Here is a 22,476-nt window from a genome sequence, read left to right on the forward strand (position 1 = left end):
GCTGGGCAGTCCGGTCGCCGGCCGGGTCGACGAGGCCCTCGACGGTCTGGTCGGGTTCTTCGTCAACACCCTGGTCCTGCGCGTCGACGTCTCCGGTGACCCCACGTTCCGTGAGCTGGTCGCCCGGGTTCGGGAGACCGACCTGGGGGCCTACGCCAACCAGGACGTGCCGTTCGAGCGGCTCGTCGAGGTGCTCAACCCGGTGCGCTCGCTGGCAAGGCACCCGCTGTTCCAGGTGTCGCTGGTGTTCGACAACAACGCCGCCGACGTCCTCGAACTCGACGGCGCCCAGGTCACCCCGATCGACGTCGGGCTCGCCGCCGCCAAGTACGACCTGTCGTTCAACGTCACCGAACTGCTCACCGGCGAGGGCACCCCCGACGGCATCCGCGGCCTCGTCCAGTACAGCACCGACCTGTTCGAGCGCGACTCCGTCGACACCCTCGTCGCCCGCCTGGAGCGGTTCCTCGGCGCCGTGCTCGGCGACCCGGACACCACCGTCGGCCACCACGACCTCCTCGACCGCGACGAACGCCGCCAGCTCCTGGAGACCTGGACCGGCCCCACCCGCACCGCCCCGGCCGCGACCGTCCACGCGCTGTTCGAGAACCAGGCCGCGCGCACCCCGCACACGGTCGCCCTGGCCGGGTCCGGCGTGGAGGTGACCTACGGCGACCTGAACGTCCGCGCCAACCGGTTCGCCCGGTGGCTGGTGTCCCAGGGCGTCGTCCCCGGCGACCGGGTCGCGCTGCGGCTGGGCCGCTCGGTCGACGCGGTGGTCGCCATGCTGGGGGTGCTCAAGGCCGGCGGCGCCTACGTGCCCGTCGACCCGGACTACCCGGCCGAGCGCGTCGAGTTCCTGCTGGAGGACAGCACCGCCGCGCTGGTCGTCGACCGGATCACCGGCGACGGGTTCGCCGGCATCGACCTGGCCATGCGGATCTCGTCCCGGGACGCGGCGTACGTGATCTACACGTCGGGTTCGTCGGGCCGCCCGAAGGGCGTGGTCGTCGAGCACCGCTCGGTGGTCGACTACCTGTCCTGGGTGTCGACCGAGTACGCGCCGGGCACCTCGGTGGTGCACTCGTCGTTCTCGTTCGACCTGACGGTCACCGCGCTGTGGGGCCCGCTGGTCTCCGGCGGCACCGTCGTGCTCGCCGACCTGGAGGACGGCCACGACTGCACGTTCGTCAAGGCGACCCCGAGCCACCTGGGCCTGCTGTCCCAGCCCGGCGTGTCCTCCCCGACCGGCGAACTGCTGCTGGGCGGCGAGGCCCTGTCGGGCGAACAGCTGGCGGTCTGGCGGACCGCGCACCCGGACGTGCGGGTGCGCAACGTGTACGGCCCGACCGAGGCGACGGTCAACTGCGCCGAGTTCGTCATCGAGCCCGGTGACGTCGTCGCCGACGGCCCGGTGCCGTTCGGTCGTCCGCAGGCCAACGCACGCCTCTACGTGCTGGACGCGAACCTGCGGCTCGTCCCGCCGGGCGTGACCGGTGAGCTGTACCTCGCGGGCGGAGGTCTGGCCCGGGGTTACCTCGGGCGGCACGGCCTCACGGCCGAGCGGTTCGTCGCCGACCCGTTCGGTGCCCCCGGTGAGCGGATGTACCGCAGTGGTGACCTCGCCCGGTGGACCGCCGACGGTCAGCTCGTCTACGCCGGCCGCGCCGACGACCAGGTCAAACTGCGTGGCTTCCGCATCGAGCTCGGTGAGGTCGAGGCCGCGCTGCTGGGCCACCCCGACGTCACCGGCGCCGGCGCGATGATCCGCGAGGACCAGCCCGGCCTGCGTCAGCTCGTCGGCTACGTCGTCGGCGGCGACCCCGACGACGTCCGCACGCACGTCGCCGCCCGGCTGCCCGACTACCAGGTGCCCTCGGCGATCGTCGTGCTCGACGCGCTTCCGTTGACCCCCAACGGAAAGCTCGACCGCCACGCGCTCCCCGCCCCCGAACGCGCCCTCACCGAGAGCCGCCGCGAACCCGCCACCCCGCGCGAGGACACCCTCTGCCGGCTGTTCGCCGAGGTCCTCGGCCTGCCCGAGGTCGGCGTCGACGACGACTTCTTCGTCCTCGGCGGCGACAGCATCGTGTCCATCCAGCTCGTCACCCGCGCCCGCGCCGCCGGGCTGGTGTTCACCCCCGGCGAGGTGTTCCGGCACAAGACCCCCGCCGCGCTCGCCGAGGCCCTCGGCGAACTCGACGACACCGAGGACGTGGAGCTGTCCGACGCCGGCATCGGCGAGGTGCCGCTCACCCCGATCATCCACTGGGCCCGGGAACGCGGCGGCCCCATCCGCCGCTACTGCCAGCAGCTTGTCGTCGCCACCCCCGCCGGGGCCGGCGCCGACGCGCTGGGCGCCGTGCTGGCCGCCGTCGTCGACCACCACGACATGTTGCGCGCCAAGCTCACCAAGCGCGTCGGCAACCACGTGTGGAGCCTGGAGGTCCCCGAGCGGGGCACCGTCACCGACCTGCTGACCACCGTCGACGCCACCGGGCTCACCGACACCGAGCTGGCCGGGGCCGTCGTCGAGCACGCCACCGCCGCCCAGTCCCGCCTGGCGCCCGAGGCCGGCCGGATGGTCCAGGCCGTCTGGTTCGACCAGGGCCCGGCGGTCCCCGGCCGGCTGCTGCTGGTCATCCACCACCTGGTCGTCGACGGCATGTCGTGGCGGATCCTGCTGCCCGACCTCGGCGAGGCGTGGGACGCCGTCGCCGCCGGGCGCACCCCCCGGCTCGCGCCGGCCGCCACCTCCTACCGCGAGTGGGCCGAACAGCTCGTCACCGCCGCCGGCACCCCAGAACGGCTCGACGAGCTGACCCACTGGATCGACCTGCTCGCCGAACCCGACCCGGCACTCGCCGAGCCGCTGGACCGGACCAGGGCCATCACCGGCAACCTGCGCCGGCTCACCGTGTCCCTGCCGGCCAGCCACACCGAGCCGCTGCTGGGCCCCGTGCCCGCCGCCTTCCACGCCCGCGTCGACGAGGTGCTGCTCGCCGGGCTCGGCCTGGCCGTGCACGGCTGGCGCGAGCGGCGCGGCACCGACGCCAGTGGCGGCGTGCTGGTCGAGCTGGAGGGGCACGGCCGCGAGGACATCGGCACCGACGCCGACGTGTCGCGCACCGTCGGCTGGTTCACCAGCCGCTACCCGGTGCGTCTCAACCCGGGCACCGCCGACGTCGCCGACGCGGCCGGCGCGGTCAAGCGGGTCAAGGAGCAGCTGCGGGCGATCCCCGACAAGGGCACCGGCTACGGCCTGCTGCGCTACCTCAACACCCAGGCCGCGCAGGCGCTCGCCGCGCTGCCCCGTCCGCAGATCGGCTTCAACTACCTCGGCCGGTTCTCCGTGGCCACCGCCGGCGAGGCGTCGGACTGGCAGATCCTCAACACCGAACTGCCGTCCGACCGCGACCCCAAGGTCCCGGTCGGCCACCAGCTCGGCATCACCGCCTCCACCCAGGACGGTCCGGACGGCGCCGTCCTGGTCGCCACACTGTCCTGGGTGGACGGTGGGCTGACCGAGGACGCCGTCGACGAGCTGGCCACCGGCTGGCTGGACGCGTTGCGCGCCATCGTCGACCACGGTGACGGCGGCGGTCGCAGCAGCTCGGACTTCTCGCTGGCCACCCTGCCCCAGGACGAGATCGACCGGCTCGGCGAGCAGTACCCCGGCCTGGCCGACCTGCTGCCGCTCGGCCCGCTCCAGCAGGGCCTGCTGTTCCACGCCAGCTACGACGAGACCACCTCCGACGTCTACACCGTCCAAATGGGACTCGACTTCGAGGGGACGCTGGACGCGGCGGCGATGCGGACCGCGGTCAACGCCCTGGTGGCCCGGCACGAGAACCTGCGCGCCGGGTTCGCCTTCGCCGGCCTGTCCGCCCCGGTCCAGCTGGTCCTGGGTGAGGTCGACGTGCCGTGGACCGAGATCCGTCTGTCCGATGTGGACGAACTGGAGCGGGTGATGGCGGCCGACCGTGCCGCCCGGTTCGACCTGGCGAACCCGCCGCTGCTGCGGGCGACCCTGATCCGCGTCGGCGATGACCGCGCCCGGCTGCTGCTGACCAACCACCACATCCTGCTCGACGGCTGGTCCCGCCCGCTGCTGGTCGCCGAACTGCTGGAGCTCTACACCCAGGGCCAGCACGCCGCGCTGCCCGAGGTCGTGCCCTACCGCGACTACCTGACCTGGCTGGCCGCCCAGGACCGCGACGCCGCCACCGGCGCGTGGCGCCGCGCGCTGGCCGGGGTCAGCGAGCCGACACTGCTCGCCCCCCAGGCGGCCGGCCTGGACCCGGTCGTGCCCGACACCCTCGGCGTGGAGGTCCCGACCGGGCTGGTCACCGCCCTGCACGCCTTCGCCCGGGGCAACAGCCTCACGGTGAACACCGTGGTCCAGGGCGTCTGGGCGGTGCTGCTGGGCTGGCTGACCGGCCGCACCGACGTCACCTTCGGCGCGACCGTCTCCGGCCGGCCGGCCGAACTTCCCGGCGTGGAGCGGATGATCGGCCTGCTGATCAACACCGTCCCGGTGCGGGTCGACCTCGACCTGGCCGAGTCGTTCGCCAGGGCGCTGGCCCGGCTCCAGGACCGGCAGACCGACCTGATGGCCCACCACCACCTCGGCCTGACCGACATCCAGCGGCTGACCGGCGCCGGTGAGCTGTTCGACACGCTGCTGATCTTCGAGAACTACCCGGTCGACGACGACACCCTGGCGGTGTCCGACGGCCGGCTGCGGGTGGTCAACGCCGACAGCCGCGACGCCACCCACTACCCGCTGACCCTGCTCGCGGCGGTCAGCCAGGAGCGGATGCGGCTGACCTTCAGCTACCGGCCCGACGTGCTCGACGCCGGGCGGATCGAGACCATCGGGGACCGGTTCGTCGCCCTGCTCGACACGCTGCTCACCGACCCCGCCCGCCCGGTCGGCCGGGTCGACCCGCTCACCGGCACCGACCGCGACCTCGTGCTCCGCGCGTGGAACGACACCGCGCACGAGGTGGCGCCGGCCCGGCTCGCGGAGCTGTTCGAGGCCCAGGCCGCCAGCGACCCGCACCGCCCGGCGCTGACCGTCGGCGGCGACACGCTGACCTACGCGCAGCTCAACGAGCGGGCCAACCGGTTGGCGCACCTGCTGATCGAACGCGGCGCCGGCCCCGACCGGTTCGTCGCGCTGTGCCTGTCGCGCTCGGCGAACCTGCTGGTCGCCATGCTCGCCACGCTCAAGGCCGGCGCCGGCTACCTGCCGGCCGACCCGGAGTACCCGGCCGAGCGGATCGCGTTCATCCTCGCCGACGCCGAGCCGGCGCTGGTGCTCACCGAGACCGGCCTGCTGCCCGGCGTGGACGCCCTGGTCCTCGACGACCCGGCCGTGGTGTCCGCGCTGCACTCCCGGCCGGCGGCGGTGAACCCGACCGACGCCCACCGCAGCGCCCCGCTGCTGGGCGCGCACCCGGCCTACGTCATCTACACCTCGGGCTCCACCGGCCGCCCCAAGGGCGTGGTCGTGCCGCACGACGCGGTGGTCAACCTGGCCAGCTGGGCGATCGCCGAACTGGGCGAGTGGCGGCTGCGGGAGATGCTCTGGTCGACCTCGGCGAGCTTCGACGTGTCGGTGTTCGAGATCTTCGCCCCGCTGCTGTGCGGCGGGCACGTGGAGCTGGTGGCCGACCTGCGGGTGCTGCTCGACGAGGCCGACACCGGCCGCACCCGGCTGATCAGCGCGGTTCCCTCGGCGCTGAGCCAGGTGCTGGAGCAGACCGGCGCCAGCGCGCAGGACGTGTGGCTGTGCGGCGAGGCGCTCTCGGCCGCCCAGCTGCGGCGCATCCACGCCTCGGTGCCGGGCGCGAACGTCGCCAACGTCTACGGCCCGACCGAGGCCACCGTGTACGCCACGCTCTGGCACGCCACCCCCGGCCACGACGGCATCCCGCCGATCGGCCGGCCCATCTGGAACACCCGCGCCTACGTCCTGGACGCGGCGCTGCGCCCGGTGCCGCCCGGCACGGCCGGCGAGCTGTACCTGGCCGGCGACCAGCTGGCCAGGGGCTACCACCGGCGGCCCGGTCTGAGCGCGCAGCGGTTCGTGGCCGACCCGTTCGGCCCGGCCGGCACCCGGATGTACCGCACCGGTGACCTGGTGCGCTGGAGCGCCGAGGGCCAGCTCGACTACCTGCACCGGGTCGACCACCAGGTCAAGGTGCGCGGGCACCGCATCGAGCTGGGGGAGATCGAGACCGTGCTGGACGCCTGCCCCGGCGTCACCGCGTCGGTGGTGGTGCTGCGCGAGGACCGGGCCGGCATCCGCCAGCTCGTCGGCTACCTCACCGGCACCGGACTGGACGCCGGCGCGGTGCGCGCGGCGCTGGCCGAGCGGCTGCCGGCCTACATGGTGCCGACCACGTTCGTCGTGCTCGACGCGCTGCCGATGACCCCGAACGGCAAGGTGGACCGGGCCGCGCTGCCCGCCCCCGAGTACGCGGGCGACACCGGCGGCCGGGCGCCGGCCAACCAGGTCGAACAGGCCCTGCTGGACCTGTTCGCCGAGGTCCTTGGCGTGGACTCGGTCGGGGTCGAGGACAGCTTCTTCGACCTCGGCGGCGACAGCATCGTGTCCATCCAGCTCGTCGGCCGGGCCCGCAAGGCGGGGCTGCTGTTCACCACCCGCGACGTGTTCGAGTGCCGCACGGTCGCCGCGCTCGCTCAGATCGCCGCCCCGGCGGACGCGGCCGAGCCGGCGGCCCGGCGGACCGGCTCCGCGCCGGCCACCCCGGTGCTGCACTGGCTGCGTGAGCTCGGCGGCCCGACGGCGGCGTTCCACCAGTCGATGCTGCTGGCCACCCCGCCCGGTCTCACGGCCGGGCACCTGGAGACCGGCCTGCGGACGCTGATCGCCCACCACGACGCGTTGCGCCTGCGCTGGACCACTCCGTCTACTGTGGACATTCCGGAGGCTGGTCCGGTGACCGGGCTGGTGACCAGGGTCGACATCGCCGGCCTCGACGACACCGCGATCGACGCGCTCACCGAACGGGAGGCCGACGCCGCGAAGGCCCGGCTCTCGCCGGCGACCGGCGTCCTGGTCCAGGCCGTCTGGCTCGACGCCGGCCCCGCCGCCCCCGGGCGGCTCGCGCTGCTGGTGCACCACGTCGCCGTCGACAGCGTCTCCTGGCGGGTCCTCGTACCCGACCTCGTCCTGGCGTGCCAGGCAGCCGTGGACGGGGCAACTCCCCGCCTCGTCCACGGTGGCACGTCCCTGCTCGACTGGGCCCAGCGCCGGCACGACACCGCCGCCGCGCCCGAGGTCGCGGCCCAACTGCCGTACTGGCGGGCCCAGCACGGCGCCGGCGACCCGCCGCTGGGCCGCCGCGCCCTGGACCGCACCCGCGACACCGCCGCCACCGCGCGCCGGATCGTCGTGGAACTGCCGGCCGAGCGGGCCGAACCGGTGCTGGACACCGTGCCGGCGGTCTTCGGCGCCACCGTCGAGGACGTCCTGCTCACCGGCCTGGCCATGGCCGTGGCCCAACGGCAGGGCGGCACCGCGGTGACCGTCGACCGCGAGGGCCACGGCCGCGACGGCGAGCAGGACCTGTCGCGCACCGTCGGCTGGTTCACCACCATCCACCCGGTGCGCCTGGAGATCGCCGACGCGACGGCGGCGTTCACCGGCGGCCCGGCGACCGGCGAGACCCTCAAGGCGGTCAAGGAACAGCTGCGCGCGGTGCCCGACGGGGGCGCCGGCTACGGCCAACTGCGCTACCTCAACCCCGACACCGCGCCCGACCTGGCCGCACTGCCCGTCCCGCCGATCGGGTTCACCTACCTTGGCCGGACCACGACCTCCGGTGACGGCGGGGCCTGGTCGCCGCTGGGTGGGCTGCGCGGCGGCGGCGACGAGGCGATGGGCCTGGCACACGCCCTGGAGGTCAGCGTCACCGCCACCGACCGGTTGGCCGTCAAGCTGACCTGGCCGGCCGGCGTGCTCGACGAGGACCAGGTCCGTGACCTGGTCGACGCCTGGTTCCGCGCGCTGGACGCGCTCGCCGCGCACGCCGCGCGACCCGACGCCGGTGGCGTCACCCCCTCGGACAATCCGCTGCTCGACCTGTCACAGGACGAGATCGACGCCCTGGAACTGGAGTTCGGCTGATGGACGCCCAGAAGACGACCAAGCCCCGGCTCGAGGAGATCCTGCCGCTCTCCCCGTTGCAGGAAGGGCTGCTGTTCCACGCGATGTACTCGCCGGAGCAGTCCGCCGCCTACACCATGCAGCTGGCGCTGGACTTCTCCGGCGAGCTGGACGCACGGGTGCTGCGCACCTCGGCGCGGGTACTGCTCTCGCGGCACGCGATCCTGCGCAGCGCCTTCCGCACCCGCAAGAACGGCCAGCCCATCCAGGTGGTGCTGCGCGAGGTCGAACCGCCCTGGCACGAGGTCGACCTGAGCGCCGACCCGGACCCCGAGGCGGCGCTCGCCGCGCTGATGGCCCACGACAAGGCGACTCCGTTCGACCCAGAGCAGCCGCCGCTGCTGCGGTTCACCCTGGTCCACCTCGGGCCCGACCGTCACCGGCTGGTGGTCACCAACCACCACCTGCTGCTCGACGGCTGGTCCAAGCCGATCGTGCTCGGCGAGCTGTTCGACCTGTACGCGGCCGGCGGCGACGACGCCGGCCTGCCGCCGGTCATCCAGTTCCGCGAGTACCTTGTCTGGCTCGCCCGCCAGGACCGGGACCAGGCTCTGGAGTCGTGGCGCACGGCGCTGGCCGGCCTCGACGAGCCGACCCTGCTGACCCCGAGCGACCCGGCCCGCGTCCCGGCGCCGGCCGTGGAGTACGAGGCCAGCCTGTCCGAGGAGCTGACCGCCGCGCTCGCGGCGCTGGCCCGCCGCCACGGGCTGACCGTCAACACCGTCTTCCAGTTCGCCTGGGGGCTGCTGCTGGGCCGGCTGACCCTGCGCGGGGACGCCGTGTTCGGCGCGACCGTCTCCGGCCGCCCGCCGGAGCTGCCCGGGGTGGAGCGGATGGCCGGGCTGTTCATCAACACCCTGCCGGTGCGGGTGCGCGTCGACCCGGCCGAGTCGCCGCGCGCGGCCATGGTCCGGCTCCAGGACGAGCAGACGCGGCTGATGAACACCCACTACCTTGGTCTGCAGGACGTGCAGGGCCTGACCGGCCTGCCCGAGCTGTTCGACACGGTCGTGGTGTTCGAGAACTACCTGGTCGACGAGGACAACCTGCGCGAGGCCGCCGAGGGCATCGGCATCGTCGACGTCGGCAACTCCGACGGCACGCACTACCCGCTGAGCCTGATCGCCTCCTTCGAGCGCGACCGCCTGCGACTCAAACTGGGCTACCGCCCCGACCTGTTCGACGCCGACGCCGTCGCCGCGCTCTGGGAGCGGCTGCACGGCGTGCTCGCCGCCATCGCCGCCGACCCCGAGCAGCCGGCCAGCCGCGTCGAGGTGCTCACCGCCGCCGAGCGCGACCGGCTGCGCCGGTGGAACGACACCGCCGCCCCGACCTCCCGCGAGACCCTGCCGGAGCTGTTCGCCGCCCAGGTCGCCCGCACCCCGCACGCCCCGGCGCTGGTCTTCGGCGACACCACCCTGACCTACGCCGAACTCGACGCCAGGGTCGCCGGCCTCGCCCGGCTGCTCGCCGCGCACGGCGCCCGCCAGGAGCGGTTCGTCGCGGTGGCCGTGCCGAGGTCGGTGGAGCTGGTGGTGGCGCTGCTGGCGGTGCACCGCGCGGGCGCCGCCTACCTGCCGGTCGACCCCGAGTACCCGGCCGAGCGGATCGCGTTCATGCTCGCCGACGCCGACCCCGCGCTGGTGCTCACCACCGCCGAGCTGGCGGCCACCCTGCCGGCGTCGGCGGCGCCGGTGCTGACCGTCGACACCGAGGTCCCGGCGGGACCGGACGTGACCGTGCCGGTCGCGCCGGACGCGCCCGCCTACCTGATCTACACCTCCGGCTCGACCGGCCGCCCCAAGGGCGTCGTCGTGCCGCACACCGGGATCGTCAACCGGCTGCGCTGGATGCAGCACGAGTACGGCCTGGACGCCACCGACCGGGTGTTGCAGAAGACCCCCGCCGGGTTCGACGTGTCGGTCTGGGAGTTCTTCTGGCCGCTGGTCACCGGCGCCACGTTGGTGGTCGCGAAACCGGACGGTCACAAGGATCCCGCCTACCTGGCGGCGCTGATCCGCCGCGAGGCCATCACCACCGTCCACTTCGTACCGTCGATGCTGGCGGCGTTCCTCACCGACCCGGCCGCCGCCCGGTGCACCGGCCTGCGCCGGGTGATCTGCAGCGGCGAGGCGCTCTCCGGCGAGCTGCGCGCGTCGTTCCACGACGTCCTGGACGTGGGGCTGCACAACCTGTACGGGCCGACCGAGGCGTCGGTCGACGTGAGCTACTGGGCGTGCCGGCGCGACGAGGGCAGCGGCCCGGTGCCGATCGGCGTACCGGTGTGGAACACCGGGCTGCACGTACTGGACGCGAACCTGCGCCAGGTGCCGCCCGGCGTCACCGGCGAGCTGTACCTGTCGGGGATCCAGCTCGCCCGGGGCTACCACCGGCGGCCCGGCCTGAGCGCGCAGCGGTTCGTCGCCGACCCGTTCGGCCCGGCCGGCACCCGGATGTACCGCACCGGCGACCTCGCCCGGCGCCGGGTCGACGGCGTCGTCGAGTTCGTCGGCCGCGCCGACCACCAGGTGAAGGTGCGCGGTTTCCGCATCGAGCTGGGGGAGATCGAGAGCGCGTTGACCCGCCACCCCGACGTCGCGCGGGCCGCGGTCGTGGTCCGCGAGGACCGGCCGGGCGACCAGCGGGTCGTGGGCTACCTGGTGCCGGCGGGCGGCCACGACACCCGCGACGAGACCAGCGAGGCCGAACAGGTCTCCGAGTGGCAGGCCGTCTACGACTCCCTCTACACCAGCTCCGACACCCCCGAGCTGGGTGAGGACTTCGCCGGCTGGCAGTCCAGCTACGACGGCGAGCCGATCCCGCTGCACGAGATGCGTGACTGGCGCGACGCCGCCGTCGACCGGATCCTGGCCTGCAACCCGCGCCGGGTCCTGGAGATCGGCGTCGGCAGCGGGCTGATCCTGGCCCCGCTGGCTCCGCACTGCGAGTCCTACTGGGGCACCGACCTCTCGTCCGAGGTCATCGCGACCCTGCGCGGGCAGGTCGCCGCCCGCCCCGAGCTGGCCGGCCGGGTGACCCTGCTGGCCCAGCCGGCGCACGTCACCGACGGCCTGCCGGAGGGCCACTTCGACACCGTGGTGATCAACTCGGTGGCGCAGTACTTCCCGCACGCCGGCTACCTGGTCCAGGTGCTGCGCCAGGCGCTGGCACTGGTCGGGCCCGGCGGTCGGGTGTTCCTCGGCGACCTGCGCAACCACCGGCTGCACCGCACCTTCCAGACCGCCGTCGCGCTGCGCCAGCACGACGCCGACACGGCCGACACCGCCGAGATCCGCCGGATCGTCGAGCAGGCCATGGTCACCGAGCGGGAACTGTTGGTGGACCCGGACTTCTTCGCCGCGCTGCCCGGTGTCGGCGCGGTCGACGTGCGGCTCAAGACCGGCGGGTACCACAACGAGCTGACCCGCCACCGCTACGACGTCGTGCTGCACACCACACCGGCCCCCGAACAGCGGGAGACCGCGCTGCGCTGGACCGGCCTGGCGGACCTGGAAACCGCACTGTCCACTCTCGACGGTCCGGTGCGCGTGCTCGGCGTGCCCAACGCGCGGCTGGCCACCGAGGTCGCCCAGGCCCGCGCGGTCGCCGACGGCCTGGCCCGGCACGCGGTCCTCGCCACCACCGCCGAGGGCGTCGACCCGGTCGAGTTCGAACGCCTCGCCGCCCGCCTCGGCCTGCCCGTCGGGCTCACCTGGACCGCCGGCGCCGACGACGGCCGCTACGACGTCGTGTTCGGCGCCCGGATCGTCGCGCCCCGGCCGTTCGCGGTGCCCGAGGGCGCCGACCCGACGTCCTACGCCAACAACCCGGTCACCTCCCGCGCGGTCGGCGCGCTCGTCGCGTCGGTGCGCGAGCACCTCGGCGAGTGGCTGCCCGAGTACATGGTGCCCACGGCGTTCGTCGCGCTGGACGCCTTGCCGCTCACCCCCAACGGCAAGCTCGACCGCGCGGCCCTCCCCGCGCCCGGCCGGCAGGTGTCCACCTCCGGCCGGGCGCCCACCACCCCCGCCGAGGAAGTCCTGGCCACCCTGTTCGCCGAGGTCCTCGGTGTGCCGTCGGTCGGTGTCGACGACGGGTTCTTCGAGCTGGGCGGCAACAGCATCACCTCCATCCAGCTGGTCAGCCGGGCCCGCGCGGCCGGCCTGGAGTTCACCCCGCGCGACGTGTTCGTGCTGCGCACCGTCGAGGCGCTCGCCGCCCTGGCCGCCACCGCCGAGCCAGAGACGCCCGAGGACGCCGAGGACACCGGCCCGTTCGAGCCGACGCCGATCATGCACTGGTGGCGCGAGCTGAACGGCCCGCTCGACGGCTTCAGCCAGCACCTGCTGCTAACCGTGCCGGCGCAGCTGGGAGCCGGCCGGCTCACCGCCGCCGTCCAGGCCGTGCTCGCCACCCACGACGCGCTGCGCACCCGCCTGCGCCGCGGCCCCGCCGGCTGGACCCTGGAGACCGCCCCCGACCTCGACGCCGCCACCGTCATCGACCGGGTCGACGTCTCCGCCGCCGACGACCTCACCGAGGCCCTCGCCGAACACGGCGGCGCCGCCAGCCGCGCGCTGGCGCCCGAACGCGGCGCGGTGTTCCGCGTGGTCTGGTTCGACGCCGGCCCCGACCGGCCCGGCCGCCTGCTGCTGGCCGCCCACCACCTGGTGGTCGACGGGGTGTCCTGGCGGATCCTGGTGCCCGACCTGCGCACCGCCTGGGAGGCCGTCGCCGCCGGCCGCCGCCCCGAGCTCGAACCGGTCGGCACCTCCCTGCGCCAGTGGTCACGCGCCCTGCGCGCCAGGGCCACCGACCCCGCCCAGCTCGCCGAACTCCCGTACTGGGCCGGCATGTCCGCGCCCGACACCCCGTGGGGCGCGCGCCCGGTCGACCCGTCGGTCGACGTCATGGGCACCGCCGGGCACCTCACGCTGACCCTGCCCGCCGAGGTCACCGGCCCGCTGCTGACCACGGTCGCGCCCGCCTTCCACGCGCGGATCAACGACGTCCTGCTGACCGCGCTCGCCCTGGCCACCGCCCGCTGGCGCCGGCTGCGCGGGCACACCGGCGACCACTCCGTGCTGATCGACCTGGAGGGCCACGGCCGCGAGGAGTTCACCGACGGCCTCGACCTGTCCCGCACGGTCGGCTGGTTCACCTCGCTGCACCCGGTGCGCCTGGACCCCGGCCCGGTCGACCACCGCAGCGGCGACCGCACCGCGCTCGCCTCGGCGATGAAACGCGTCAAGGAACAGCTGCGCGCGGTCCCGGCCGGCGGCATCGGCCACGGCATCCTGCGCCACCTCGCCCAGGACACCACGATCGCCAGCCGCGCCCAGCTCGGCTTCAACTACCTGGGCCGCTTCGGTGCCGGCACCACCACCGACGGGGCCACCGACGGGGCCGCCGACTGGTCACCCGCGCCCGAGAGCGCCGGGCTGGGCGGCGCGGTCGACGCGGCCATGCCGCTGACCCACGCCCTGGACGTCAACGCCGCCACCCACGACCACCCCGACGGCCCGCGCCTGGTCGCCACCTGGACCTGGCCCGGCGAGCTGTTCACCGACGACGAGGTCCGCCAGCTCGCCCAGTCCTGGTTCGCCGCGCTGAGCGCCCTGGTCGACGCCGCCGGCGCCGGCGGCTACACCCCGTCGGACCTGTCGCTGGTGTCCCTGTCCCAGCAGGACATCGAGCGCCTGGAACGCACCCAGGAGCGGCTGGCCGACGTCCTGCCGCTCTCCCCGTTGCAGGAGGGCCTGCTCTTCCGCGCGAACCTCGACCCCGACGGCGCCGACGCCTACACCGTGCAGCTCGCCCTGGAGTTCGACGGCCACGTCGACACCGCCCGGCTGCGCGACGCCGCCGCCGGCCTGCTGGTGCGCTACCCGAACCTGCGTGCCTGTTTCCGTTACGACAGCGCCGGTTCGGCCGTGCAGGTGGTGCCCGGCGAGGTCGACCTGCCGTGGACCGAGCAGGACATCGCGCCGGCCGAGCTGGACGCGTTCCTGGCCGCCGACGCCGCCCGCCGCTTCGACCTCACCGCCGCGCCGCTGCTGCGGTTCACCCTGCTGCACCTGGGCGGCGGGCGACACCGGCTGGTGTTCACCCACCACCACATCCTGCTGGACGGCTGGTCGATCCCGCTGGTGGTCGCCGACCTGTTCCGCCTCTACGCCGGCGAGGACCTGCCGGACGCGCCGTCCTACCGCGAGTACCTGGTGTGGCTGTCCCGCCAGGACCGCGCCGGCACCGAGCGGGCCTGGCGCGAGGCCCTGGCCGGGCTGGAGGGCCCGACGCTGGTCGGTGGCGCGGGCAGCGCGCCCAGCGCCGACCTGCGCGCCGAGCTGCCCACCGAGGTCACCGCCGCGCTGGTGGCGGGCGCCCGCACCAGCGGGCTGACCGTCAACACCGTGGTCCAGGCGGCCTGGGCGGCGGTGGTGGGCCGGTTGACCGGGCAGACCGACGTGGTGTTCGGCTCCACGGTCTCCGGCCGCCCGCCGGAGATCCCCGGCATCGAGCGGATGGTCGGCCTGTTCATCAACACCCTGCCGACCCGCGTGCGGCTCGACCCGCACGCCACCCTCGCGCAGGCGCTCGTCGGCCTGCAACGCGAGCAGGCGGAGCTGCTGGCCCACCAGTACCTGGGGCTGGCCGACGTGCAGCGGATCGCCGGGTTCGGCGAGCTGTTCGACACCCTGGCCGTGTTCGAGAACTACCCGGTGGACACCGACGCGCTCAGCGACTCGGCCGGCGACCTGCGGGTGCTCGACGCCGCCAGCCGCACCGAGATCCACTACCCGCTGGGGCTGATGGCCGCCCAGACGGGCGACCGCCTCACCCTGCGGCTGACCTACCGCCCCGACGTCATCGGCCACGACACGGCCCACGCCGTCCAGTCCTGGCTCTCGCGCTTCCTGACCGCGTTCGCCGACGACCCCCACCAGCTGCTCGGCGCCGTCGACCTGCTGCCCGCCGCCGAGCGCAAGTCGTTGGTGGCGCGGGGAGTCTGCCCGGCCGAGCCGGTGCCGGTGAACACCTTCGGCGCCCTGTTCGAGGCCCAGGTCGCCCGGACCCCGCACCGCCCGGCCGTGGTGGGCGAGGACGTCACGCTGACCTACGCCGAGCTGAACGCGCGGGCCAACCGCCTCGCCAGGGTGTTGGTCGCGCGCGGCGCGGGCCCGGACCGCTACGTCGTGGTCGCCCTGCCCCGCTCGGTCGACTGGCTGGTCGCGGTGTGGGCGGTGCTCAAGTCCGGCGCCGGCTACGTGCCGGTCGACCCGCGCTGGCCGGCCGAGCGGATCGCCGCCCTGCGCGCCGACGTGTCCCCGGTGCTGGTCCTCGGCCCGGACGGTGTCGGCGACCTCCCCGACGGCGTTGCGGACACCGATCTCACCGACGCCGACCGGCTCGCGCCGCTGCGCCCCGAGCACCCCGCCTACGTGGTGTTCACCTCCGGCTCCACCGGCACCCCCAAGGGCGTCGTCGTGCCGCACACCGGGGTCGCGGCGCTCGCCGCGACGCACGCCGAGCGGGCCAGGATCGACGACACCAGCCGCGTCCTGCAACTCGTGCCGACCACGTTCGACGTGGCCATGGCCGACCTGGCGACCGCGCTGCTCGGCGGCGCCGCGCTGGTCCTGCCGCCGCACGAGCCGCCGCTGGTCGGCACCGACCTCGCCGACCACCTCGAACGGCACGCGATCACCCACGTGCTGCTCTCCGCCGCCGTGCTGGCGACCCTGCCCGACCGGGACCTGCCGGCGCTGCGCTGCCTGATGAGCGGCGGCGAGGCGCTCTCCGCCGAGCTGGTCGCCCGCTGGTCACCGGGCCGGCGCGTGCTCAACGCCTACGGCCCCACCGAGGTCACCTGCACCGCCACCATCACCGGCCCGCTCGACCCGACCACCACCCCGCCGATCGGCGAACCGGCCGACAGCACCGCGGTGTACGTGCTCGACGGCACGCTCACCCCGGTCGCGCCGGGCGTGGTCGGCGAGCTGTACGTCGCCGGCAGCGGGGTCGCGCGCGGCTACCTCAACGCCCACGGCGCGACCGCCGCCCGGTTCGTCGCCGACCCGTTCGGCAGGCCCGGCGAGCGCATGTACCGCACCGGTGACCTGGTCCGCCGCCGCGCGGACGACGAGCTGGAGTTCGTCGGCCGCGCCGACAACCAGGTCAAGATCCGTGGCGTGCGGGTCGAGCTGGGCGAGGTCGAGGGCGTGCTGCGCCGCCAGACCACCGTGGACGACGTGGCGGTGGTGGTCCGCGAGGACCGGCCGGGCGACCGCCGCCTGGTGGCCTACATCGTGGGTGCCGCCGACCTCGACGAGCTGCGCGCCTCGGCGGCGGCCGTGCTGCCGGCGACCTCGGTGCCCTCGGCGTTCGTGCGGCTCGACGCGCTGCCGCTGACCCGCAACGGCAAGATCGACCGCGCGGCGCTGCCCGCCCCGGCCGAGGACGACGTCACCGGCCAGGCACCCCGGACCCCGCACGAGGCCGTGCTCTGCCAGCTGTTCGCCGAGGTCCTCGGCCGGACCACGGTCGGTGTGCGGCAGAGCTTCTTCGACCTCGGCGGGCATTCGCTGCTGGCGACCAGGCTGGTCAGCCGGATCCGCGCGGTGCTGCGGACCGAGGTCGCCGTGCGGACGGTGTTCGAGTCGCCCAGCCCCGAGGAGCTGGCCCGCCGGGTCGAGGAGTCCGGCCCCGCGGCCCGTACCCCGCTGGTGCCGTGGCCGCGTCCGGAGCGGCTCCCGCTGTCCTACGCCCAGCGGCGCCTGTGGTTCCTCAACCAGCTGGAGGGCGGCGCCGCCTACAACATCCCGCTGCCGCTGCGGCTGCGCGGCCCGCTGGACGCGGCCGCCCTGCGCGCGGCGCTGTCGGACGTCCTCGCCCGGCACGAGAGCCTGCGCACGGTCTTCCCGGACACCGAGGACGGCCCCCACCAGCGGGTGCTCACCGACGTCGAGGTCGAGCTGGCCGTCACCGACGTCGAGGAGTCCACCCTGGACCCGGTGTTGGCGCGGGCGGTCGGCCGGGGCTTCGACCTGGCCACCGAGCTGCCGCTGCGCGCCGACCTGTTCCGCCTGTCGGAGTCCGAACACGTACTGCTGCTGGTGGTCCACCACATCGCCGGTGACGGCTGGTCGATCGCCCCGCTGGCCCGCGACCTGTCGGCCGCCTACCGGGACCGGGTCGCCGGCCGGGTGCCGGCCGTGGAGCCGCTGCCCGTGCAGTACGTCGACTACACGCTCTGGCAGCGCCAGGTCCTGGGCAGCGAGCAGGACGCCGGCAGCGCCATCAGCACCCAGCTCCAGTACTGGCGCATCGCCCTGGCGGGCCTGCCGCAGGAACTCAACCTCCCGCTGGACCGCCCGCGCCCCCAGGTCGCCAGCCAGCGCGGCGACAGCGTGTCCGTCCACATCGGACCGGAGCTGCACGCGTCGCTGACCGCCCTGGCCCGCGACAGCCGCGCCACCATGTTCATGGTCCTGCAGGCCGGTGTCGCGACCCTGCTCTCGCGGCTGGGCGCCGGCACCGACATCCCGCTGGGCACGGTGATCGCCGGGCGCACCGACGAGGCCCTGCACGACCTGGTCGGCTTCTTCGTCAACACCCTGGTGCTGCGCACCGACCTGTCCGGCCAGCCCGGCTTCACCGAGCTGGTCGAACGGGTGCGCGGCAACGACCTCGCCGCCTACGCCAACCAGGACGTGCCGTTCGAACGCCTGGTGGACGTGCTCAACCCGGTGCGCTCACTGGCCCGCCACCCGCTGTTCCAGGTGCTGCTGGCCCTCCAGAACACCGGCGAGGTCGACGTCGAGTTCGCCGGCCTGGACATCGACGCCCAGCCCCTGCCCCCCGGCGGCGCCAAGTTCGACCTCTCGTTCACCTTCGGCGAGTCCTGGTCGGAGTCGACCGAGCCGGCCGGCCTGCGCTGCATGATCGACTTCAGCGCCGACCTGTTCGACCGGTCGACCGTGCACACCCTGGGGGAGCGGCTGGTCCGCCTGCTCGACGCCGTCACCGCCGACCCCACCCGCCCGGTGCACACCATCGACCTGCTCTCCCCGGCCGAACGCGCCACCGTGCTCACCGACTGGAACGGCCAGGTCCACGACACCCCGGCCGCCACCTACCCCGAGCTGTTCGCCGCCCAGGCGCGCACCACCCCCACCGCCACCGCCGTCGTCCACGACGGCGCGCGGCTGGACTACCGGGAGCTGGACCGCCGGTCCAACCGGCTCGCCCGGCTGCTGCTCACCCGGGGCGCGGGCCCCGGCCGGCTGGTGGCGCTGGCCCTGCCGCGCACGGCCGACCTGGTGGTGGCGGTGCTCGCGGTGCTCAAGTCCGGCGCCGCCTACGTCCCGGTCGACCCCGGCTACCCGGCCGACCGCATCGCCTACATGCTCGCCGACGCCGGCCCGGCGCTGCTGCTCACCGACCGGGACACCGCCGCCGGCCTGCCGGTCGCCGACCTGCCGATCGTGTTCCTCGGCGACGACCAGGACGTGCGCGACGGCGAGATCACCGGCGCCGACCGGGAACGCCCGCCGCTGCCCGGCGACCCCGCCTACGTCATCTACACCTCCGGCTCCACCGGGCGGCCCAAGGGCGTGGTCGTCGAACACCGCAGCCTCACCGACCTGATGACCTGGGCGGTCGGCGAGATCGGCCCGGCGCGCCTGGCGCAGGTGCTGTTCTCCACCTCGCTGAACTTCGACGTCTCGGTCTTCGAACTGCTCTCCCCACTGGTGTGCGGCGGCAGCGTCGAGGTGGTCGCCGACGTGCTCAGCCTGCTGGAACGGCCGTGGTCGGGCAGCCTGGTCAGCGCCGTGCCCTCGGCCGCGGCGCAGGTCTTCGCCGGCCAGGAGCTGACCGTCGAGGCCGGCATGGTGGTGCTCGCCGGCGAGGCCCTTCCGGAGTCGCTCGTGCGCCGGATCAGGACCGCGCTGCCGGGCGCGTCGGTCGCCAACATCTACGGCCCCACCGAGGCCACCGTCTACTCGACCGCCTGGTACGGCGACGGCGACGTCCCGACCATCGGCCGCCCCACCTGGAACACCCGGGCCTACGTGCTCGACGAGTGGCTCGCGCCGGTGCCGCCGGGCGTGGTCGGCGAGCTGTACCTGGCCGGCGCCGGCCTGGCCAGGGGCTACCTCAACCGGCCGGGGCTGACCGCCGAGCGGTTCGTCGCCGACCCGTTCGGGCCCGGCCGGATGTACCGCACCGGCGACCTGGTCCGGCACACCGCCGACGGCCAGATCGAGTACCTGGGCCGGGTCGACCACCAGGTCAAGCTGCGGGGCTTTCGCATCGAGCTGGGCGAGATCGAGGCGGTGCTCACCCGCCACCCCGACGTCGCCCAGGCCGTCGCCCTGGTCCGCGAGGACACCCCCGACCACAAGCAGCTGGTCGCCTACGTGGTGGCCGGCACCGGCCGCGAGCCGGCCGAGGCCGACCTGCGCCGCCAGGTGGCCGACGCACTGCCCGAGTACATGGTGCCGGCGGCGTTCGTCGTGCTGGACGCGTTGCCGCTCAACCCCAACGGCAAGCTCGACCGGGGGCTGCTGCCGGCGCCGGAGTTCGCCGCGCGGGAGAACTCCCGTGGCCCGCGCAACCCCCGCGAGGAGCTGCTCTGCCAGCTGTTCGCCGAGGTGCTCGGGGTGGCGGTGGTCGGCATCGACGACAGCTTCTTCGCCCTGGGCGGGGACAGCATCGTGTCCATCCAGCTGATGAACCGGATCCGGTCGGTGTTCGGCGTGCGGCTGACCAACCGGGCGATCTTCCAGGCGCCGACCCCGGCCGAGCTGGTGGAGCTGTTCGACGACGACTCGGGCGGGGCCGCCGGCGACGCGTTCGACGTGCTGCTGCCGCTGCGCGCCGGCGACGGCGGCCGGCCGCTGTTCTGCGTGCACCCGCTCGGTGGGCTGGGCTGGGGCTACTCCGGCCTGCTGCGCCATCTGCGCCCGCACGTGGGCGTCTACGCGCTCCAGTCACGGGGGATCGGGGAGGCGGCGCCGCTGCCCCGGGACGCCGCGACGGTCGCCGCCGACTACCTCGCGCAGGTCAGGGCCGTGCAGCCGCACGGGCCTTACCGGCTGTTCGGCTGGTCGTTCGGGGCGTTGATCATCCACGAGATGGCCACCCAGCTGCGCGCGGCCGGCGAGGAGGTGGAGCTGCTCGTTAACATCGACCAGGTGCCGTTGTCAACGGGCATGGCGGTCGCCTTCCAAGAACCTGATGAGCAGGCCGTTCTGGCCGCCCTGCTGGACTCCGTCGGATACTCTGCGGACATGCTGGGGGGCGGGCCGCTGGAGTACTCGGCGGTCATGGACGTGTTGCGCGCACAGGGCAGTGCGCTGGCGACCTTCGACAAGGAGCACGTGCTGCGCCTCGGCGCGGTCACCCAGAACAACTACCAGATCACGATGAACTTCAGCCCGGAGACGTTCGACGGCCGGCTGGCGATGTTCGTGTCCACTCCGGACCAGGAGGGGGCGGCGGCCGCGATGGCCGCGTCGCGCCGGGCCTGGGCCGGTCACGTCACCGGGGAGATCGACACCTATCCGATCGTCTCCGAGCACCGCAAGATCATGGAGCCCGGCCCGCTGGCCGAGATCGGGGCCACCCTGTCCGACCTGATCGCCGAGCTCGACCAACCAGAAGGGACCACTCGATGACCAACCCGTTCGAGGACGACAACGCCTCCTTCCACGTGCTGGTGAACGACGAGGGCCAGCACTCGCTGTGGCCGGCCTTCGCCGAGGTCCCGGCGGGGTGGACGGTCGCGTTCGGACTGGCGCCGCGCCAGGAGTGCCTGGACTACGTCGAGCGCACCTGGACCGACATGCGCCCCAAATCGCTGATCGCGGCGATGAACCAGAGCGCCTGAGCCAGACGCCCGATCGACCACCCTCGGGTGCCGCCCGCGCGGCACCCGAGGGTTCGGCGCTCAGGCCAGGCGCACCGGCGCGGACTCGTAGCCCCAGATCAGGTTGGAGGCCATCCGCCGGGCGGGCTCGACCGACACGGGCTCGGTGACCCTGGCGGCCAGCTGCTCGAACATGATCTCCAGCTCCTTGGTGGCCAGGGCCGAGCCGAGGCAGAAGTGGGTGCCGGTGGCGAAGGTCAGGTGCCGTCCGCCGGAGCGTGTGATGTCGAAGGTGTCCGGGTCGGGGAAGACCGTCTCGTCGCGGTTGCCGGCGGCCAGGAACAGCGCGAGTTCGTCACCGGCCTCGATGCGCACGCCGCCCAGGTCGGCCGGGGCGCTCGCGGTGCGCAGGACGTGCAGCGCGGGGCTGGTGTAGCGCAGGATCTCCTGCACGGCGGGGGCGAGCAGGCTGGGCTCGGCGCGCAGCCGCCGCCACTGGTCGGGGTGGTCGACGAAGGCCAGCAGGCCGCCGACGGTGGCGTGCCGGGTGGTCTCGTTGCCGCCGGAGATCAGGCCGTCGCAGTTGAGGAAGATCTCCTCCTCGGTCAGCGGGCGGTCGTCGACCCGGCCGTTGACCAGTGCGGTGACGATGTCGTCGGCGGGCTCGCGGCGGCGGCGGGCGGCCAGGTCCTCGTAGTAGGTCAGAATGTCGACGTGCGCCTCGGCCACGGCCATCGGATCCGACTGTTCACCATTCGCGCCGAACGCGGTTCTGGTGCGGTCGAGCATGAACGGCCAGTCCTGCTTCGGAACGCCGAGCATGTCGCATATCACCGACACCGGCAGCCAGGCGGCGATTTCGGTGAATTCACACGTGGGCTCCCCGACAGCGCGATCGAGTAACTCGTTCACCGTTGTCCGCATGTTGTCCTCGAGGCGACGTACCATTCGCGGTGTGAAGGCCGAGTTAATGATACGGCGGAGCTGTCCGTGTTTCGGTGGATCGGTCACGATCAGCATGTTCCCGGCGGACATCGCGGTGGCCTGCGGGGAATGATCCAAACGCATTCCCTGTTCCGATCCGAAGGTTGTCGCGTCCTTCAGGACGGTGGTGATCTCCTGGTGGGCGAGGACTGCCCAGAAGTCTCCCCTCGGACGCCGGTTCCGGTGGACCGGCCCGGTCGCACGAAGCTCTGACCAGCACTTCTCTGCCTGTCCGGCCCGGTAGAGTTCCGGGTCGGACAGGTCGATCGCCTGTACGGGGGTTCCCACGGGCGGTCCTCCTTCTGCTTGTACTTGGCGATCTCATTAAACCGGTCGCACGGTTGCTTTCGCGCCCGCGATTCAAGGGCTTGAAAACAGGTGACGGTTCAATTAGTTCGCCCAAGGTGCACGGTTGACT

4 protein-coding genes (1 of these 4 only partly in view) are annotated in these 22,476 nt (G+C 73.9%); 3 read left to right on the forward strand and 1 reads right to left on the reverse strand.

The genetic code is table 11. From position 1 onward, the window contains the following. The 3 genes in view from BLA60_RS21300 to BLA60_RS21310 are tightly spaced (each overlapping or abutting the next) and all read left to right on the forward strand, a layout consistent with a single transcriptional unit that may run on beyond the window. Nucleotides 1-8,161 carry the 3' portion of a non-ribosomal peptide synthetase gene (locus BLA60_RS21300; RefSeq protein WP_075134704.1) on the forward strand. The gene continues 6,941 nt to the left of window position 1, outside the view, so 8,161 of the gene's 15,102 nt are visible here — the last part of the coding sequence; its start codon lies off the left edge, out of view; its stop codon occupies nt 8,159-8,161. After that, nucleotides 8,161-20,883: a non-ribosomal peptide synthetase gene (locus BLA60_RS21305; RefSeq protein ID WP_075134705.1), complete on the forward strand. Its 12,723-nt coding sequence runs from the start codon at nt 8,161-8,163 to the stop codon at nt 20,881-20,883. The genes BLA60_RS21300 and BLA60_RS21305 overlap by 1 nt, the downstream gene beginning before the upstream one ends. Next, nucleotides 20,880-21,095: an MbtH family protein gene (locus BLA60_RS21310; RefSeq protein WP_075134706.1), complete on the forward strand. Its 216-nt coding sequence runs from the start codon at nt 20,880-20,882 to the stop codon at nt 21,093-21,095. Before BLA60_RS21305 ends, BLA60_RS21310 begins: the two co-directional genes overlap by 4 nt. 60 nt (nt 21,096-21,155) lie before the next feature. On the opposite strand, the gene BLA60_RS44885 is transcribed toward BLA60_RS21310, so the two are convergent. After that, the gene (locus BLA60_RS44885) at nt 21,156-21,896 is read right to left on the reverse strand and encodes a cytochrome P450 (RefSeq protein ID WP_211288800.1); all 741 of its coding nucleotides are present in this window, start codon (nt 21,894-21,896) and stop codon (nt 21,156-21,158) included. Nucleotides 21,897-22,476 lie beyond the last annotated feature (580 nt).

Source organism: Actinophytocola xinjiangensis (assembly GCF_001921215.1).
In the GTDB taxonomy this organism is placed as follows: Bacteria; Actinomycetota; Actinomycetes; order Mycobacteriales; family Pseudonocardiaceae; genus Actinophytocola; species Actinophytocola xinjiangensis.

What these genes read in the sequence shown, in the direction of transcription:
- BLA60_RS21310 (WP_075134706.1), top strand. Translation starts at nt 20,880, where the DNA reads ATGACCAACCCGTTCGAGGACGACAACGCCTCCTTCCACGTGCTGGTG.
- BLA60_RS44885 (WP_211288800.1), bottom strand. Translation starts at nt 21,896, where the DNA reads ATGCTCGGCGTTCCGAAGCAGGACTGGCCGTTCATGCTCGACCGCACC.
- BLA60_RS21305 (WP_075134705.1), top strand. Translation starts at nt 8,161, where the DNA reads ATGGACGCCCAGAAGACGACCAAGCCCCGGCTCGAGGAGATCCTGCCG.